The organism is Bradyrhizobium sp. WSM1743 (assembly GCF_000473065.1).
In the GTDB taxonomy this organism is placed as follows: domain Bacteria; phylum Pseudomonadota; class Alphaproteobacteria; order Rhizobiales; family Xanthobacteraceae; genus Bradyrhizobium.
Window position 1 is genome coordinate 38,570 of record NZ_AXAZ01000059.1, and the last position, 17,142, is coordinate 55,711.

18 protein-coding genes are annotated in these 17,142 nt (G+C 64.2%); 12 read left to right on the forward strand and 6 right to left on the reverse strand.

The genetic code is table 11. From position 1 onward, the window contains the following. Entirely contained in the window at window positions 1–885 is an 885-nt protein-coding gene (locus YU9_RS0128495) for a LysR family transcriptional regulator (protein WP_027575861.1), read from the forward strand. A gap of 135 nt (window positions 886–1,020) precedes the next feature. Here the strand turns inward: YU9_RS0128495 and YU9_RS0128500 are convergent, their stop codons facing one another. After that, entirely contained in the window at window positions 1,021–1,440 is a 420-nt protein-coding gene (locus tag YU9_RS0128500; protein ID WP_027575862.1) for a PaaI family thioesterase, read from the reverse strand. Between the two features lie 260 nt (window positions 1,441–1,700). Further along, on the reverse strand, window positions 1,701–2,870 hold the full coding sequence (gene pobA / locus YU9_RS0128505) for a 4-hydroxybenzoate 3-monooxygenase (protein WP_027575863.1): 1,170 nt from the start codon (window positions 2,868–2,870) through the stop codon (window positions 1,701–1,703). 263 nt (window positions 2,871–3,133) lie between these two features. Between pobA and YU9_RS0128510 the strand changes: the two genes are divergently transcribed. The 8 genes from YU9_RS0128510 (at window position 3,134) to YU9_RS0128545 (ending at window position 11,567) form a co-directional block, all read left to right on the forward strand. After that, on the forward strand, window positions 3,134–4,150 hold the full coding sequence (locus YU9_RS0128510; RefSeq protein WP_027575864.1) for a TRAP transporter substrate-binding protein: 1,017 nt from the start codon (window positions 3,134–3,136) through the stop codon (window positions 4,148–4,150). Between the two features lie 201 nt (window positions 4,151–4,351). Further along, complete coding sequence (locus YU9_RS0128515) at window positions 4,352–4,861, forward strand: TRAP transporter small permease (RefSeq protein ID WP_027575865.1); 510 nt, start codon at window positions 4,352–4,354, stop codon at window positions 4,859–4,861. A gap of 2 nt (window positions 4,862–4,863) precedes the next feature. Beyond that, window positions 4,864–6,183, forward strand: a complete 1,320-nt coding sequence (locus YU9_RS0128520) for a TRAP transporter large permease (RefSeq protein WP_027575866.1) — start codon at window positions 4,864–4,866, stop codon at window positions 6,181–6,183. Between the two features lie 247 nt (window positions 6,184–6,430). Then, entirely contained in the window at window positions 6,431–7,240 is an 810-nt protein-coding gene (locus YU9_RS0128525) for a crotonase/enoyl-CoA hydratase family protein (RefSeq protein WP_027575867.1), read from the forward strand. Beyond that, on the forward strand, window positions 7,237–9,120 hold the full coding sequence (locus YU9_RS0128530) for a feruloyl-CoA synthase (protein WP_027575868.1): 1,884 nt from the start codon (window positions 7,237–7,239) through the stop codon (window positions 9,118–9,120). The genes YU9_RS0128525 and YU9_RS0128530 overlap by 4 nt, the downstream gene beginning before the upstream one ends. Window positions 9,121–9,145: 25 nt before the next feature. Further along, window positions 9,146–9,907 carry an SDR family NAD(P)-dependent oxidoreductase gene (locus YU9_RS0128535; RefSeq protein WP_027575869.1) on the forward strand — a complete coding sequence of 254 codons (762 nt, stop codon included), beginning with the start codon at window positions 9,146–9,148 and terminating at the stop codon, window positions 9,905–9,907. A 10-nt stretch (window positions 9,908–9,917) separates the two neighbouring features. Next, window positions 9,918–10,337, forward strand: coding sequence for a thioesterase family protein (locus tag YU9_RS0128540; protein WP_027575870.1), 420 nt, complete (start codon window positions 9,918–9,920; stop codon window positions 10,335–10,337). A gap of 78 nt (window positions 10,338–10,415) precedes the next feature. Next, complete coding sequence (locus YU9_RS0128545) at window positions 10,416–11,567, forward strand: ABC transporter substrate-binding protein (protein WP_027575871.1); 1,152 nt, start codon at window positions 10,416–10,418, stop codon at window positions 11,565–11,567. A 262-nt stretch (window positions 11,568–11,829) separates the two neighbouring features. Here YU9_RS0128545 and YU9_RS0128550 read toward each other — a convergent pair whose 3' ends face one another. Together YU9_RS0128550 and YU9_RS0128555 are read right to left on the reverse strand one after the other, a co-directional pair. Then, the gene (locus YU9_RS0128550) at window positions 11,830–12,558 is read right to left on the reverse strand and encodes a glutathione S-transferase family protein (RefSeq protein WP_027575872.1); all 729 of its coding nucleotides are present in this window, start codon (window positions 12,556–12,558) and stop codon (window positions 11,830–11,832) included. Window positions 12,559–12,594: 36 nt separating this feature from the next. Beyond that, on the reverse strand, window positions 12,595–12,870 hold the full coding sequence (locus tag YU9_RS0128555) for a hypothetical protein (RefSeq protein ID WP_027575873.1): 276 nt from the start codon (window positions 12,868–12,870) through the stop codon (window positions 12,595–12,597). A 127-nt stretch (window positions 12,871–12,997) separates the two neighbouring features. Between YU9_RS0128555 and YU9_RS0128560 the strand changes: the two genes are divergently transcribed. Continuing rightward, a complete protein-coding gene (locus YU9_RS0128560) occupies window positions 12,998–13,696 on the forward strand; it encodes a YafY family protein (protein WP_027575874.1) in 699 nt (232 codons plus the stop codon). Window positions 13,697–13,701: 5 nt separating this feature from the next. Next, on the forward strand, window positions 13,702–14,016 hold the full coding sequence (locus YU9_RS0128565; protein WP_027575875.1) for a YkgJ family cysteine cluster protein: 315 nt from the start codon (window positions 13,702–13,704) through the stop codon (window positions 14,014–14,016). Here YU9_RS0128565 and YU9_RS0128570 read toward each other — a convergent pair. Both YU9_RS0128570 and YU9_RS0128575 read right to left on the reverse strand, forming a co-directional pair. After that, window positions 14,013–14,411 (reverse strand): hypothetical protein, encoded by a 399-nt coding sequence (locus tag YU9_RS0128570; RefSeq protein ID WP_027575876.1) that lies wholly within the window; start codon window positions 14,409–14,411, stop codon window positions 14,013–14,015. The genes YU9_RS0128565 and YU9_RS0128570 overlap by 4 nt on opposite strands. A 169-nt stretch (window positions 14,412–14,580) precedes the next feature. Further along, window positions 14,581–14,928: a DUF3307 domain-containing protein gene (locus tag YU9_RS0128575; RefSeq protein WP_051380554.1), complete on the reverse strand. Its 348-nt coding sequence runs from the start codon at window positions 14,926–14,928 to the stop codon at window positions 14,581–14,583. Window positions 14,929–15,331: 403 nt separating this feature from the next. Here YU9_RS0128575 and YU9_RS0128580 point away from each other — a divergent pair, with 403 nt between their 5' ends. Then, entirely contained in the window at window positions 15,332–16,777 is a 1,446-nt protein-coding gene (locus YU9_RS0128580; protein WP_027575878.1) for a TAXI family TRAP transporter solute-binding subunit, read from the forward strand. Window positions 16,778–17,142 lie beyond the last annotated feature (365 nt).

Below are 17,142 nucleotides of genomic sequence, written 5' to 3' on the forward strand. Positions count from 1 at the left end.
ATGGACCGCCTGGAAGCCATGCACGTCTTCGTCACGGTCGCCGATCTGCGCGGCTTTGCGCCGGCAGCGCGAAAACTGCGCCTGTCGCCCTCGGTGGTGACACGGATGATCGCGGCGCTGGAAGAGCATCTCGGCGCACGGCTGCTGCAGCGGACCACGCGGCAGGTGACGCTGACCGACGTCGGCACGCGCTATCTGGAGCGCGCGCGGCGCATCCTCGCCGATGTCGAGGAGGCCGACGGCTCGGCGCGGGAGGAGCGCAACCGGCCGAGCGGACGGCTGGTGGTGTCGGCACCGGTCGGCTTCGGGCGGCTGCATGTCGGGCCGGTTATGACCGCCTATCTCAAGCGCTACCCTGAGGTCGCCGCCGAGCTCAGGCTTTCGGACCACCTCGTCAACCTCGTGGAAGACGCCGTCGACGCCGTGGTGCGGATCGGCCATCTCGCCGATTCCTCGCTGGTGGCGCGCCAGGTCGGCGAGATGCGGCGGATCGTGGTGGCCGCGCCCGGCTATCTGAAGCGCCACGGCGAGCCGAAGACGCCGGAGGCGCTCGCCGCGCACCAGACCATCCAGTTCGGCCCATCGGCCAGCTGGCACTTCGTGCAGGACGGCCGCGACATCGAGGTGACGCCGACCCCGCGCTTCACCAGCAACAGCGCCGACGCCGCCCTGCAATATGCCGAAGCCGGCGGCGGCGTGACGCGCGTGCTGGCCTATCAGGCCGTCGAGGGACTGAAGCGCGGGTGGCTGAAGATCGTGCTGGCGAAATATGAGCAGCCGGCGCTGCCGATCCACATCGTCTACCCGACCTCTCGCCTGCTCTCGGCCAAGGTGCGCGCGTTCATCGATCTCGTGGTGGAGATGGCGGAATGGAGGTTTGGGTAGGTACGTGTCCCGGACGCGCCGCAAAGCGGCGCAGAGCCGGGACCCATAAGGCCACAGAGTAGGCTGCGGATCGATGGGTCACGGCTCTGCGTCGCGGCATTTCATGCCGCGCCGCGTCCGGGACACGAGAAAGCATCACCCCTTCTTCGGCACCACGCGGAACGTCCCACTGGCGCGTGCGATCACGACGTCGTCGGCCTTGATCAGGCATTGCGCGAAGCAGATCGTCTTGCCGGTCTTGATCACGTCGCTCTCGATCGAGCACCACTGACCGATCTCGGCCGAGCCGACGAAATCGACCGAGAGCGAGACCGTCACGAACGACGTGGTCCAGCCTGTCGCCTGCGCACAGTTATAGCCCATGGCATTGTCGGCGAGTGCCGTGATGAGACCGCCATGGATCAGGCCGCGGCCATTGGTATGCTGCTTCGCCAGCCGGAGGCCGATGATGACGGCGCGGTCGGTCTTCTTTGCGTAGAGCGGCTCCCACGGTTCGGTGAGCGGGCTCTTGCGGGAGAGCGGCTCGAAGCCTTCGGGGATGTCGGGAGAGGTCATGCTTGTCTCACGTTCGTTGCAATGATTGTCGCCATTGAACGCGATGGACGTGACGGACGCATCAATTACAAAGTATTAAACGGGATTTGCGTGGGTGTTTGAAACTGGACGGGGCCGTAGCCTCACCACGGCTGTCATCACCCGCGAAGGCGGGTGATCCAGTATTCCAGAGACGGCGCGTGATACCGAGACGCCGCGGCGTACTGGATGCCCCGGTCAAGCCGGGGCATGACACCTGGTTGTAGGTGTGGGCACCGCCCCTAAAACGGCAAGCCCACATAATTCTCCGATAGCGACGTCATCGCGGCCTTGGACTGCGTGACGTAGTCGAGCTCGGCGAGCTGGATGCGGGCGCCGATGGTGCCGGTGTCGGGGAATTTGTGCAGCATCGAAGTCATCCACCAGGAGAAGCGCACCGCCTTCCAGACCCGTGCCAGCGCCTTGGCGGAATAGGCGTCGATGCCGGCACTGGATTTCTCGTCGTAGAATTCGCGCAGCGCGCTCGACAGATAGTGCGCATCGCTCGCCGCCAGGTTCAGCCCCTTGGCACCGGTCGGCGGCACGATATGGGCGGCATCGCCGCACAGGAACATTTTGCCGAAGCGCATCGGCTCGGCGACGAAGCTGCGCAGGGGTGCGATGCTCTTCTCGATCGACGGGCCCGTGACGAGGCTGTCGGCCGCCTCCTGGTCGAGCCGCCTTTTCAATTCGTCCCAGAAGCGCTCGTCCGGCCATTGGTCGACATGGTCGTCGAGCGCGCATTGGACATAGTAACGGCTGCGCTTGGTCGAACGCATGGTGCACAGCGCGAAGCCGCGCGCATGATTGGAGTAGATCAGCTCATGGCTGACCGGCGGCGTGTCCGAGAGGATGCCGAGCCAGCCGAACGGATAGATCCGCTCGAACTCTTCGATGGCCGAAGACGGGACGCTGGCGCGGCTGACGCCGTGGAAACCGTCGCAGCCGGCGATGAAATCGCAATCAATCGCGTGGGTGACGCCGTCCTTGACGTAGGTAACGCGCGGGTGACTGCCGTCGAAATCATGCGGCTGCACGTCCTTGGCCTCGTAGACGGAGACGAGGCCCGCGGCCTTCCTCGCATTCATCAGGTCGAGCGTGACCTCGGTCTGGCCGTAGATCATCACCGTCTTGCCGGTCGCGCCCTTCATGTCGATGCGGTGACGGCGGCCGGAGAAGGCGAGCTCGATGCCTTCATGCACCAGGCCTTCGGCATGGGCCCGCGCCCCAGCGCCGACCTGGTCGAGCAGCCCGACGGTTCCCTCTTCCAGGAGGCCGGCGCGGATGCGGCCGAGCACATAGTCCGGGCTCTGCCGCTCCAGGATGACGTTGTCGATGCCGTATGTGTGCAGAAGTTGCCCAAGCAACAATCCGGCCGGCCCGGCCCCGATGATTGCGACTTTTGTCCGCAATACTTGCTCCTCCCGATGCTGTAGGCTTCGTCGCGGCCTGCTTGTCGCGAACGCCGGCAGACGATAATTATATCATATAACGTTTGCGCAAAAGGGGAGCGGTCGTCGTCCGAGCAGCGACAAATCCATGCAACATGGCTGACGTAGATGGCCCGACGAGGCGCGCGTCAGTTCCGGCTTGAACGCGCCGGCCAATTAGATAACATGTTAATTAACGAGACCGGGCCATCGAAGCCCGCCGTTGAAAAAGGGAGAGACGCGTGATGAGGAAAGCCTGTCTGGCCTTGCTGCTGGCAGCAAGCGTGAGCCCAGCGTTCGCGCAGGACAAGACCTTCGATCTGAAGGTCTCGCACTGGGTGCCGGCGTCGCACCCGCTGCAGAAATCGCTGGAAGATTGGGTGGCCGCGGTGAACAAGGATTCCGGCGGCACCATTACCGGCAAGGTGTTCCCGGCCCAGCAGCTCGGCAAGGCGTTCGACCATTACGATATGGCGCGCGACGGCATCGCCGACGTCACCTACGTCAATCCCGGCTACCAGCCCGGCCGCTTCCCGATCATCGGCGCCGGGGAATTGCCGTTCCTGATCTCGGACGCCAAGGGCGGCTCGATGGGGCTGGATGCCTGGTATCGCAAATATGCCGAGAAGGAGATGAAGGACGTCAAATACTGCCTCGCCTTCGTCCACTCGCCCTCCTCGTTCCATTCCCGCACCAAGAAGATCGTCAACCCTGAGGATGTGAAGGGCATGAAGATCCGCCCCGCCCACGCCACCATGGCGAACTTCGTCACCTCGCTCGGTGGCACCAACGTGCAGTCCTCGGCGCCTGAGGTGCGCGACATCATCGAGCGCGGCGTCGCCGACGGCGTCACCTTCCCGTGGGGCTCTCTCGTGCTGTTCGGCATCGACAAGGTGACCAAATACGACATGGAAGCGCCGCTCTACACCACGACTTTCGTGTTCGTGATCAACAAGGACAAGTACAAGGCGATGTCCGACAAGCAGAAGGCCGCGATCGACAAGAACTGCTCGGTCGAGATGGCGGGCGCGGTCGGTGAGCATTGGGGCAAGTTCGAGGATGCCGGCATCGACAAGGTGAAGGCTGAATCCGGCCACGAGGTCTACAAGCTGACGGCCGAGCAGACCGCCGCCTGGAAGAAGGCCGCCGAGCCGCTGGTCAAGACCTGGGGCGACGGCGCCAAGAAGGCCGGCGCCGATCCGGACGCGGCGCTGGCTGATGTGAAGGCCTCGCTGAAGAAGTACAACGCGCTGGCGGAGTGACCTGAACTGCGGCCGCGCACTCGCTGCACCTCTCCCGCTTGCGGGAGAGGTCGGCGCGTAGCGCCGGGTGAGGGCTCTCTCCTCTAGGGGGTCCTCGATTGTGGAAGCACCCTCTCCCCAGCCCTCCCCCGCAAGCGGGGGAGGGAGCGCAGCACCGTCGTGGATGCAACTCGTACTTATCTTGAACAGGATCAACGTCCCATGAAGCGCGCCTGGATGGATCGCGTGATCGACTCGATCGAATGGATCGCGGCCGGCTTCGTCGGCCTCGTCGCGCTCGACATCTTCCTGTCGGTGCTCTTACGCAACACGCTGAACTATTCGATCCCTGACAGTTTCGACATCGGCCGCATGCTGCTCGGCATCCTCATTTTCTGGGGCATCGCGGCGACCTCCTATCGCGGCACCCACATCACCGTCGACCTCGTCTGGGGCAATGTCGAACCGCGCTACCAGCGCTGGATCGACGTGTTCGCGACGCTGGTGTTGCTGTTCGTCGTGACCGTGCAGACCTGGACGTTGTTCGACAAGGTGCGCGGCACCTACAACGACAACGTCCAGACCTTCGACATGCACATGCCGACCTGGCCGTTCTTCGCGATCGCCTGGATCGGCGACGTCTCCGCCGTGCTGCTGATCGCGATCCGCACCTACCGGCTGATCTTCCATCCCGAAGAGATGCACGACCCCAAGATCAAGGCGACGGAGTAACCATGAGCACCGATGCCGTCGCCGTTATCGGCTTCGTTTCCCTGTTTGTCCTGATGCTGCTGCGCGTGCCCGTCGGGATGGCCATGGGCCTCGTCGGCGTCTCCGGCTTCTCCTATCTGGTCGGCGCGACGCCGGCGCTAAAACTGGTCGGCCAGACCTCGATGCGGACGGTGACCGACTACACCTTCGGCGTCATCCCGATGTTCCTGCTGATGGGCTCGTTCGTGTCCAATTCCGGCATGAGCCAGGAGCTGTTCCGCGCCGCCAACGGTTTCGTCGGCCATTTGCGCGGCGGGCTCGGCATTGCCACTGTCGGTGCCTGCGGCGGTTTCGCCGCGATCTGCGGCTCGTCGGTCGCGACGGCCGCGACCTTCTCCGCGGTCGCCTATCCCGAGATGCGGCGCTTCGGCTACCCGCAGTCCTTTGCCACCGGCGTGATCGCGGCCGGCGGCACGCTGGGCGCGATGCTGCCGCCATCCACTGTTCTTGCGGTGTACGGCATCATCACCGAGCAGGACATCGGAAAGCTGTTCATCGCCGGCATCATCCCGGGCCTGCTCGCGATGACCATGTACATGATCACGATCTTCCTGATCGGTTATTTCCGCCCCGACTTCCTGCCCAAGGGCAAGGTGACACCGTGGCGCGAGCGCTTTGCCGGCCTAAAGGAGATCTGGGCGCCGGTGCTGCTCTTCGTGTTCGTCATCGGCGGCCTCTACGGCCTGCCGTTCCTGCCGCGCTTCACCCCGACGGAAGCCGGCGGAGTCGGCGCCACCGGCGCCTTCATCATCGGCGTGCTGACCGGCCGGCTCGACCGCGAGAAGGTGCTGGCCTCGCTGCTGCAGGCGACGCGCACCGCGGCTGCGGTCTTCACCGTGCTGATCGGCGCGCTGATCTTCGGCTATTTCCTGACGGTGACGCAGACGCCGCAGAAGGTGACGGAATTCCTCACCGGCCTCGGCCTCGGGCCCTACGGCGTGCTGGCGCTGATCATGGTGATGTATCTCGTGCTCGGCTGCCTCATGGACGCCATGGCGATGATCATCCTGACCGTGCCGATCATCTTCCCCGTCATCATGCATCTCGGCTTCGACCCGATCTGGTTCGGCGTCATCATCGTGATGACGGTCGAGCTCGGCCTGATCCATCCGCCGGTCGGCATGAACGTCTTTGTCATCAAGAGCGTGGTGAAGGACGTGTCGTTCTCCACCATCTTCAAGGGCGTGATCCCGTTCGTGGCGACAGACCTCGTGCGTCTGGTGATTTTGATCGCCTTCCCGCTGCTGGCGACATGGCTGCCGACACGCATGATGGCGCATTAGCTGATCGAAGATCGCCACTGACCCTCCCCTGGAGGGGTGCCCTGGAGAGAGAGGGTCGATGCGCATGCAGCGCAGCGGAATGCGCAGCGGGGTGGGGTGATCTCACCGCAACACCGCTGCCGTTGAGGGACTGTCACCCCGCCCCGCTCGCGCTGAAGCGCGAGCGACCCGCCCCCTCAAGGGGCGGGTGACGCCTTGACACCCCCAAAATTCGTTATACAACATAACTATTCTGACAAGGACGCAAATGACACAGGGAAACGCCGAGACCGCGAACGCGGGCACCTCCGGGCTTTTGAGGATCGAGCGGGCGGACCGGGTTCTGACCGTGGGTCTGAACCGGCCGGCCAAGCGCAATGCGCTCAATGACGGCATCATCCTGGAAATCGGCGAGTGCTTTGCCTCCCTGCCCGAGGACATCGGCGCGGTCGTCATCCACGGCATCGGCGACCATTTCTCCAGTGGTCTCGACCTCTCCGAACTGACCGAGCACGACGCCACCGGCGGGCTTCTCCATTCCCAGATGTGGCACCGGGTGTTCGACCGCATCCAGTACAGCCGGGTGCCTGTCATCGCGGCGCTCAGGGGCGCGGTGATCGGCGGCGGGCTGGAGCTCGCCTGCGCAGCGCATATCCGCGTCGCCGAGCCCTCGACCTATTTCGCTCTGCCGGAGGGGCAGCGCGGCATCTTCGTCGGCGGCGGCGGCTCGGTGCGGCTGCCGCGGCTGATCGGCGTCGCCCGGATGATGGACATGATGCTGACGGGGCGCGTCTACAGCGCGACCGAAGGCGCGTCCTACGGCTTCGCGCAATACCTGACGGAGGCCGGCAACGGGCTCGGCAAGGCGCTGGAGCTTGCGACCAAGGTGGCCTCCAACGCGCCGCTGACGAACTTTGCCGTGCTCCAGGCGTTGCCGATGATCGCGGAGGCCAATCCGCAGACCGGCCTCTTGATGGAATCGCTGATGGCCACCGTGGCGCAGAGCGACAAGGAGGCAAAACGCAGGATCCGCGAATTCCTCGAGCACAAGACCGCAAAGGTAAAGCCGAAGTCATGAGCGCGCAGCCGTCCTCTTCCAGCACGGAGCGCGGCGCGAGCACTTTCCCGCTGCGGCCCATTTCGTTCGGCGATCCCGTCGTCAACGTCGAGCGTCGCGACGACGGCACGATCTATCTCAGGCCCAAGCAGCCGCTCGGCGACTATCCGGTCCGCATCACCGACCGCCTGCATCATTGGGCGACGACCACGCCGGACCACGTCTTCATGGCCGAGCGTGAAGACGGCCGCGGCTGGCGCAAGATCACCTACGCCGAGCTGCTCACCGCGAGCCGGCACATTGCCTCCGCATTGATCCAGCGCGGCCTGTCGGCGGAGCGGCCGGTCGTCATCCTCTCCGGTAACTCGATCGACCACGCCCTGCTCGCCTTCGGCGCGTTCTATGCCGGCATTCCGTTCTGCCCGGTGTCGCCGGCCTATTCGCTGGTGTCGAAGGACTACGGCAAGCTGTCTTACCTGATGAAGCTGCTAACGCCGGGCCTGGTCTTCGCTGAGGACGCCGATAAGTTCGCCGACGCGCTTGCGGCCAATGTCTCGCTCGGCACCGAGATCGCGGCATCCTACGGCAGCGTGCCGGGCCGCGACGTCACCCTGCTCGCCGACCTCATGGCGACGCCGCTCCGCGGCGATCTCGACGCCGTGCATGAAAAGATCGGCCCCGACACGATCGCGAAATTCCTGCTGACGTCCGGATCGACCGGCAACCCGAAGGCCGTCATCAACACCCAGCGCATGATCTGCGCCAACCAGGTGATGCTGCGCGAGACGCTCGCTTTCCTCAAGGACGAGCCGCCCGTCATTATCGACTGGCTGCCGTGGAACCACACCTTCGGCGGCAACCACAATATCGGGCTGACGCTCTACAATGGCGGCTCGATGTATCTGGACGCCGGCAAGCCGGTGCCCGGCGGCATCGAGGAGACCGTGCGCAATCTCCAGGAGATCTCGCCGACGGTCTATTTCAACGTGCCCAAGGGCTACGAGTCGCTGCTGCCTTATTTGCGCGACGACCAGGGCCTGCGCGCAAAGTTCTTCGATCGGCTGCATGCGATGTTCTTCTCGGGCGCGGCGCTGTCGCCGTTCGTCTGGAACAGTCTCGACGAGCTCGCGGTGAAGGAGAAGGGCTATCGCGTGCCGATGCTGACGGGCCTCGGTGCCACCGAGACCGCACCGTTCTTCATGTCGGTCAATCCGCGCACCAGCCGCTCGGGCCATGTCGGCCTGCCCGTCTCCGGCAATGACGCCAAGCTGGTGCCGAACAACGGCAAGCTGGAGGTCCGCGCCAAGGGGCCGAACGTGATGCCCGGCTACTGGCGCCAGCCCGACATCACCGCAAAATCCTTCGACGAGGAAGGATTCTACAAGATGGGCGACGCGCTCAAGCCCGCCGATCCCGATGATCTCAACGCCGGCTTCGATTTCGATGGCCGCGTCAGCGAGGACTTCAAGCTCGCCAGCGGCACCTGGGTCAGCGTCGGCCCCTTGCGCGCGCGCCTCATCGCGGCCTGCGCGCCCTTGGTGCGCGACGTCGTCATCGCCGGCATCAACCGCGACGAGATCTCCGCGCTGGTCGTGCTCGACCTCGACGGCTGCCGCCTGATCAACCCGACGTTGCCGCCCGACGATCTCGTCGTCGCGACACGAGACCGGCTGGTGCGCGAGGCTTTTCGCGAGCGCCTGACCCAGTTCCTCGCTTCGGCCACGGGATCCTCGACGCGGATCACGCGCGCGATCCTGATGGACACGCCGCTCTCGATCGACAAGGGCGAGGTCACCGACAAGGGCTCGATCAACCAGCGTGCGGTGCTGGAGCATCGCGGCGAGCTGATCGAGGAGCTCTACGCTGCCAATCCATCGAACCGTGTGATATCGGTCGGCTAGAAAATCATCGCCACAGGAGAACGCCATGTTGTTGAAGGATCAGGCAGCCATCGTCACCGGCGGCGCATCGGGACTGGGCGCTGCCACCGCGCGGAAACTGGCGGCGCAGGGCGCCAAGGTCGCGGTGTGCGATCTCAATGCCAAGCTTGCTGAAACGGTTGCCGCCGAGATCAAGGGCGTCGCCGTGACCTGCGACGTCTCCGACGCCGCGTCCGCTGAAGCTGCGATCGCGCAAGCCACCAAGGCCCATGGCCCGGCGCGCGTGCTGGTCAATTGCGCCGGCATCGGCGTTGCCAAGCGCGTGGTCGGCCGCGACGGCCCGATGGCGCTTTCCGATTTCGATAAGGTGATCAAGGTCAACCTGATCGGCACCTTCAACATGCTGCGCCTGGCCGCGGCCGAGATGTCCAAGCTCGAGCCGCAGGCGACCGGCGAGCGCGGCGTCATCATCAACACGGCCTCTGTCGCCGCCTATGACGGCCAGATCGGCCAGTCCGCCTATTCGGCCTCCAAGGGCGGCATCGTCGGCATGACGCTGCCGATCGCGCGCGAGCTCGCGCACTTCGGCGTCCGCGTGCTGACGATTGCGCCGGGCCTGTTCCTGACCCCGCTGCTCGCCAATCTGCCGCAGGAAGCCCAGGACTCGCTCGCCGCCGCGATCCCCTTCCCGCGCCGGCTCGGCAATGCCGACGAGTTCGCCGCGCTCGCGCTGCACATCGTCGAGAACGCCTACCTGAACGGCGAAGTGGTGCGCCTCGACGGCTCGCTGCGCATGGCGCCGAAGTAAGGCGCCGCGCATGTTCGTGAACCGGCGCGAGGTCCAGATCCAGTGGGGTGATTGCGACCCCGCCAACATCGTCTACTATCCGCGCTATTTCGCGATGTTCGACGATTCGACCTCGACCCTGTTCGAGGTCGCCGGATTCTCCAAGCAGGATCTGGTCCGCAAATACGGCCTGGTGGGCATTCCCATGGTCGACACGCGGGCCAAGTTCTACATCCCCTCGACCTATGGCGACTGGATCACCATTGAAACCAGAATCGAGAGCATCAAGCGCTCGAGCTTCGAGGTGAAGCACAATGTCTACAAGGGCGAGGCACTGGCGATCGAGGGGTTCGAGACCCGCGTTCTAGTCGGCCGCGACCCTGATAACCCCGACAAGCTAAAATCGGCACCGTTTCCGCCGGAAATGGTCGCCAAATTCACGGGAAGCTAAATCGCCGCATCACCAAAAGAGGGGGCTGAATTACCCCCCGATTTCTGCTTTCAAAGAAAGACGTCAAGGGAGGAATAGATGAAACGCTTTTATTTGACCGCTGCCATCACCGCGGCGGCACTTGCCCTGCCGGCCCTGCCCGCGCTGGCCCAGACCAGTGAGATCACCATCGGCATCACCACCACCACGACCGGCCCGGGCGCCGCGCTCGGCATACCCGAGCGCAACGCGCTGGAATTCGTGCCAAAGGAGATCGGCGGCGTGCCGCTGAAGGTGATCGTGCTCGACGACGGCGGCGATCCCACCACCGCGACCACCAACGCCCGCCGCTTCGTCACCGAATCCAAGGCCGACATCATCATGGGCTCGGCGCTGACGCCGCCGACGATCGCGGTCTCCAACGTCGCCAACGAGGCTGGCATTCCGCACTTTGGTCTTGCGCCCTTCCCGATCACGCCGGAACGCATGAAGTGGTCGGTCGCGATGCCGCAGCCGATTCCGATCGTGGGCAAGGTGCTGTACGATCACATGAAGGCCAAGGGCGTGAAGACGCTCGGCTATATCGGCTATTCGGATTCGTACGGCGACCTCTGGTTCAACGACCTCAAGGCGCAGGCTGTGCCGATGGGCATGACCATCGTCGACGAGGAACGCTTCGCCCGTCCTGACACCTCGGTGACCGGACAGGTGCTGAAGCTCGTCGCCGCCAATCCCGACGCCATCCTGGTCGGCGCCTCCGGCACCGCGGCAGCGCTGCCGCAGACCGAGCTGCGCGAGCGCGGCTATCAGGGCCTGATCTACCAGACTCATGGCGCGGCCAGCATGGACTTCATCCGCATCGCCGGCAAAGCGGCCGAGGGCGTGCTGATGGCCTCGGGCCCCGTGATGGACCCCGAGGACCAGCCGGACGAGGCTGCCACTAAAAAGCCGGGCCTCGCGCTGAACTCGGCCTATGAAGCCAAATACGGTCCGAACAGCCGCAGCCAGTTCGCCGGCCACTCCTACGATGCGTTCGAGATCCTCAAGCGCATCATCCCGACCGCGCTGAAGACCGCAAAACCCGGCACGCCGGAATTCCGCGAAGCGATCCGCCAGGCGCTGCTCTCGGAGAAGGAGCTGGCGGCGAGCCAGGGCGTCTACAACTTCACCGAAAAGGACCGTTACGGCCTCGATGAGCGCTCGCGCATCCTGCTCACGGTGAAGAACGGCAAGTACTCGCTCGTGAAGTAGGCAGAGCGAAGATTTGAGACGACGAGAGCCGGCCCGATGGGCCGGCTTTTTTGTTTGGTTAATGGAGTGAGCTGCGGCTCCGGCGCCGGTGCGCCCCCTCTCCCGCTTGCGGGAGAGGGTTGGGGAGAGGGTGCCTCCGCGTTGGGATTATCCGAGGCCTGCAGAGACAATCCCCCAGAGGAGAGAGCCCCCACCCGGCGCTTCGCGCCGACCTCCCCCGCAAGCGGGAGAGGTTACACCGAGTCTGCCGATGCACCGGGCCTCACGCCGCCTGCCGTAGCGGCGTCCAGGCGAACTCCGGATAGTAATCGTCCATCATGCGGTCGACGTAAGCGGTGAGGTTCGGAAATCCCTCGGCGCGCTTGCGCAGCGCCGATTCGAAGAACGGCGTCAAAATGCCGGCGAGCGCGCCGAAGGCTGTCGCATCGACGCCGCAGGGCTTGTTGCCCATCAGGTACGCCTTGTCGCCGAGCTGCACCGACAGCGCGAACAGCGAGCGCACGGCGAGATCGACGTCGTCGTCGGGCGCATGGCGGCCGAGGCCGGAGAGCAGATAGTTCTCGGCGACGCGGAACTGCGCATCCTCGCGCAGTTTTTCGCGGTTGTGCTCCGGCGCGCCGTCGAAGAAATGCGCAGGGCCCTTGGCGAAGTTGACCGGATCGACCCAGCGCGCGCCGACCAGCGCCCAATAGACATGATGCTCGATCATGCGCTCGAACGCCCAGGCTTGGGCACGCTCCTGCAACGAGAGCCCGGCGTCGAAATCGAAGCCGTAGCGGCGCTCGATATGGGCGCGGATGAAGGTTGAATCGGCCACCGCCTCGCCGCCGTCGTCGATGAAAGGCAGCTGCCCCTTGGGCGAAGCGGGCGGCATCGCGCGTTCCTTCCGATAGGGCAGCCCCGCCATCTTGAGCTGCACCTCGGTCTTGGTGACGAAGGGACTGATTTCCGGCAGGCCGAAGCCGGTGCCAAAGCCGTAAAGCGTGATCATGCGCGTTCTCCTGGTCTACCGAAAACTTGACGGAACCTAGTGCCGGGCTGCTGCCACCATGGTGGCAGCAGCCGTGATATCTTCTGCGAAACGGGCCCCCCGCCAGGCGCGGCTCATGACGTGGCGGACCAGCGCGTCCGCGGCCTGGGTCAGCGAGCGTGCCACCACGCTTGCGAGTGCAAATCGGAGATCAACGGCCATGAGATCGAGCGAAACGAGGCGGCCAAACGCCCAAGCCCGCAACATTTGGCCGTGCCACAGCTGCGCCCGCCACAGCGGACCGGCCAGGCCGAGATGGATTGGAATGATCATGGACAAACCCTCTTCAGTCGATGTGTTGTCCCGGTATAGAACTCCCCTGCTGCCAACATCCTGTCAGCAGCCGCACGCCGCCTTTTGAAAAAGACCATCGAGAAAAAGCAGCGATAAGAGACCTGTCATGAGACGCGCCGACCGGCTGTTTCAAATCATCCAAGTGCTGAGGCGCACGCGTAAGCCGCTGACGGCGGACGCGATCGCAGCCGAGCTCGAAACCTCGAAGCGCACCATCTATCGCGACATCGCAACCCTGATCGGCCAGCGCGTGCCGATCCGCGGCGAGGCCGGCATGGGTTACATCCTGGAAAAGGGGTTTGACCTCCCGCCGCTCATGCTGACACCCGACGAGATCGAGGCGGCGGTGCTGGGCGCGCAATGGGTCGCGGGCCACGCCGATTCAGCGCTGGCGCGCGCGGCCGAAGACCTGATGGCCAAGATCGCCGACACCGTGCCTGAGCGCCTGCGGCCCTTCGTGCTGGAGCCGGCGAGCCGGGCGCGCCCGAGCTGGAACAGGGAGCCGGACCGCCTGGACATGGCGCGCACCCGCACCCAGATCCACGAAGGCAAGAAGATCATGCTGCGCTATCGCGACGAGCAAGGCCGCCCCAGCGAGCGCGTGATCTGGCCGATTTCGGTCGGCTATCTCGAAGCGGTGCGGCTGCTGGCGGCCTGGTGCGAGTTGCGCGGCGACTTCCGCAGCTTCCGCACCGACCGCGTGGTCGAGGCGACGTATCTCGACGAAAGATATCCAGAGCGACGCGACGTACTGCGCGCAAGATGGCGGCAGAGCCTGGTCTGGGGTCCGCCAAAGGACACGTGAGGACGATGGAAGAGATCGATCTGTCGAACTGTTGCCAGAGTTGCGGCGCTTGCTGCGGCTATTCGCAGAACTGGCCGCGCTTCTCGATCGAAAGCGACGAGGAGCTTGCCGCGATTCCTGAAACGCTGGTCAATGATCGCCAGTCCGGCATGCGCTGCGAGGGCGATCGCTGCTCGGCATTGCAGGGGGAAATCGGACAAGCGACGGCCTGCGGCATCTATGCGGTGCGACCGGAGGTGTGCCGCACCTGCATGCCGGGCGACGCCGAATGCGCGATGGCACGGCGGAAGTTTGGACTGCCCGTAATCGAGGCCGCTTAAGCGGGAACTGCTTCGCTGATCTCGTCGTCAAGCTCGTCATCGAGTGGAGCGAGCACCGACAGCGGCTTGGTCGACAGCGTGATCGGCTTACGTCCGCCCGACAGCGACGGCGACGATTTGGCCGAGCTCTCACGCGACAGCGCGTAGAGCGTCGAGCCGACGCGGCCGCCGTTCTCGATCAGGTCGCGCTCGCTGCAGCTTGCTGCGATCGCGACCGCCAGCGAGTGCAAATGGCTGCGGCGATAGCAGAACAGCGCCAGCCTGGCGCGAACGTCAGGGGAAACACTCTCAACCAGCCTCGGCAGGCCACTCTCGCTGGCGCGATACATCTCGCCAAGGAGCTCGTCGCGGACCGGGCAGAAATCGCCTTCAAAGGTTTCGCGGCTTGAAAACATTGCAGTTCTCCCTCGTGTTCGGAAGATGCAGCGCAATTCTCTAACGAAAGGTTAACCACGCTGCGCGGTAGTCGTCCGGGCGTGATTCCGGGACGGTCCGCAGGACCGAACCCGGAATCTCGAGATTCCGGGTTCTCGCATCGCGAGCCCCGGAATGACTGCGCAGCCTTCAGTTCGCTGCCATGAAGATGGAGAGGCCGAAACCGGTCAGGTGATGCAGCGCCTGGTCGACGCCGATCAGGGTCCAGAACCAAGGATGCGAAAGGTCGACGCCGAAATTGGCGGAGACGTATCCCTTGGCGCGGTCGATCGTGATGTGGATCGCGAAATCAATGAACGCCACGAACCAGAATTTTGGCGCCACGATCAGGATCAGGGGCAGCGCAACGGCAAGGTGAACCAGGCAGTGCACCAGAAGCGGTAAGGCCCAGCCATGCTTCTGGTCCTTGCCGTGCGCCATCCAGGCGGTCTGAAGAACGAAATCGGCGATGACGTGCTTGAAGGTGAGCAGCAACATCCAGCCAATGAGCGCTTCAACCGGAATCGCCGATGACATGGGTGGAAACGACAAGCTGACGCCCTCATTGACGTGACGAGAAGAATTGGAGCGTTCAGCGCAACTTCTTCTTGGACCGGTCAAAATCGCCGGGACGCGTGATTTATGACATCTCCCGCGGCGGAATGCAGCCGGGGGAACCGGAAAATCGCCAACTGTGGCTAACCGGTGATAGGATGACCAATCGCCGCGGCCACATCGAGTAAGGTTACCTTCGGCTCGAAATTTGCATTCCGCTACCGTCACGCTATCATTCGGCGATAGAGAATATCGTTCTTTTTTCAGGCGCTTACGAATTACAGGGCGTCCGCTGCGATCACACAAGCGAACCGCCTGCCACCGAAGAATAGGGCCAGAGGCTGCCATGAGTACTGACGGCCCAACCGCGTCCCCGACCGTGCCGCCGCACCGGCGTCCCAAGGTGATCAAGACCAACCAGCAGCAGGTTTTCCTCTACGTCGTGCTGACCCTGCTGCTGTCGCTTGCCACTGTCTGGGCCGGCCGCACGCTGGTGCACAATTCGGAAACGCTCACCTTTGCCGTCGGTGGCCCCAACAGCGACGAGGCGCTGTTCGCGGCCAAGCTCGCCGCTCTTCTGAAGAACACCGCATCGCGGTTCCGGATCAAGGTCGTCAACAACGCCGACAACGCCAAGGCGATTGCCCAGTTCGACCGCAAGCAGGCCGACCTCGCCGTGCTGCGCACGGACGCCAAGGTGCCGCTGCGGGCGCGCACGCTCGCGATCCTCGAGCACGATCTCGTGCTCCTGCTCGGTCCCGGCAACAAGAAGATCAAGTCGCTCGCCGAGCTGAAGAAGAAGAAGGTCGCCGTCGTCGCCGAGAGCGAATCCTCGCTCGCTTTCGTCCGTAGCATCCTCGACGTTCCCGACAGTCCCGAAGCCATGAAGATCCAGATGGCGCCGCAGGGCGCAACGCTCGACAAGCTGTTTGCGCCGACGGCCGGCTTCAGTGCGGTGATCGCCATCGTTCACGCCTCCCGAGCAGTGCGGGACAAGTCCTATGAGCAAGTCGCCAAGCGCGGCGGCTTCACGCTGAACGCGATCGACGAGGCCAAGGCGCTGGCGCGCAAATTCCCGGGCATTTCCGACGAGACGCTGACAGCGGGCACGTTGTCGACGTCGCCGCAAATTCCCGACGACGATCTCGACACGATCGGGCTCGAATGGCTCCTGGTCGCACAATCCAGGATGTCCCCGACCACCGCCGGCGAGCTCGCGCGCACCATCTACGAGAACAAGTCCGCGCTCGGGCTCGACAACGGCTTTGCCAACAGGATAGAGCCAGCCTCCGTCGAGAAGGATGCCTTCGTGATCGCGCATCGGGGCGCCGCCGACTACATTAACGACGACACCAAGTCGTTCATGGATAAGTACAGCGACATGATGTATCTGGGCGCCGCCGCGCTCAGCGTCATCGGCTCGATCTTCGCAGCGATCTACGCCAAGATCACCCGCATCGCACCTGAGAAGGCCAGCGAGCTCTCGACCGCCATCCTCGATATCGGCGAGCGGATCGAGCACGCCCACTCGCTGGATCAGCTCGAATGTCTCCAGGACGAGCTCGAGGCCATCTTGCGCGGCGCCGTTATCGGCCTCAGAGACGGCACGATCAGTACCGACGGGCTCGACACCTTCAAGCTCGGCTACGAATTCGTCCGCGACGAGATCGGCATGCGCCGCGACTATCTGAAACGTCATGCCAGCGAAGCGGAAAAGACGGTGCGCGATGCCGGCCCGGCCCAGCCGGACGACAGCAACGTCGTGGTGGTGAAGACCGCCCAGAGCGCCTGATCGCAGCGTCGCGCAACCACCATTCTCGTGTCCCGGACAAGCTGCAATGCCGAAGGCGTTGCAGCGCCGAGCCGGGACCCATATGTGGACGGCCCCCTGCTGGCAAGAGGCGGAATGCTGGTTGTGATCGAAGCGATTGCGGCCATATGTCCGGTCTTTGATGCGGTCGCACATGACCGCTGCCAAGATGGGGTACACAGCACGAGTTCCAAACAGGAAGGCGGTGTCGAGCACCATAGGGTCCCGCGGAGTTTTGCCTCGTGTCTATGATCGATCGATCAGGTCCATCTTCCGTTCTCGAGCAAGCTTCGGCCTGCGGCGCGAGGCTGAAGCCTCACGCCGAAGTTCAACATGTGTGGGTCGGA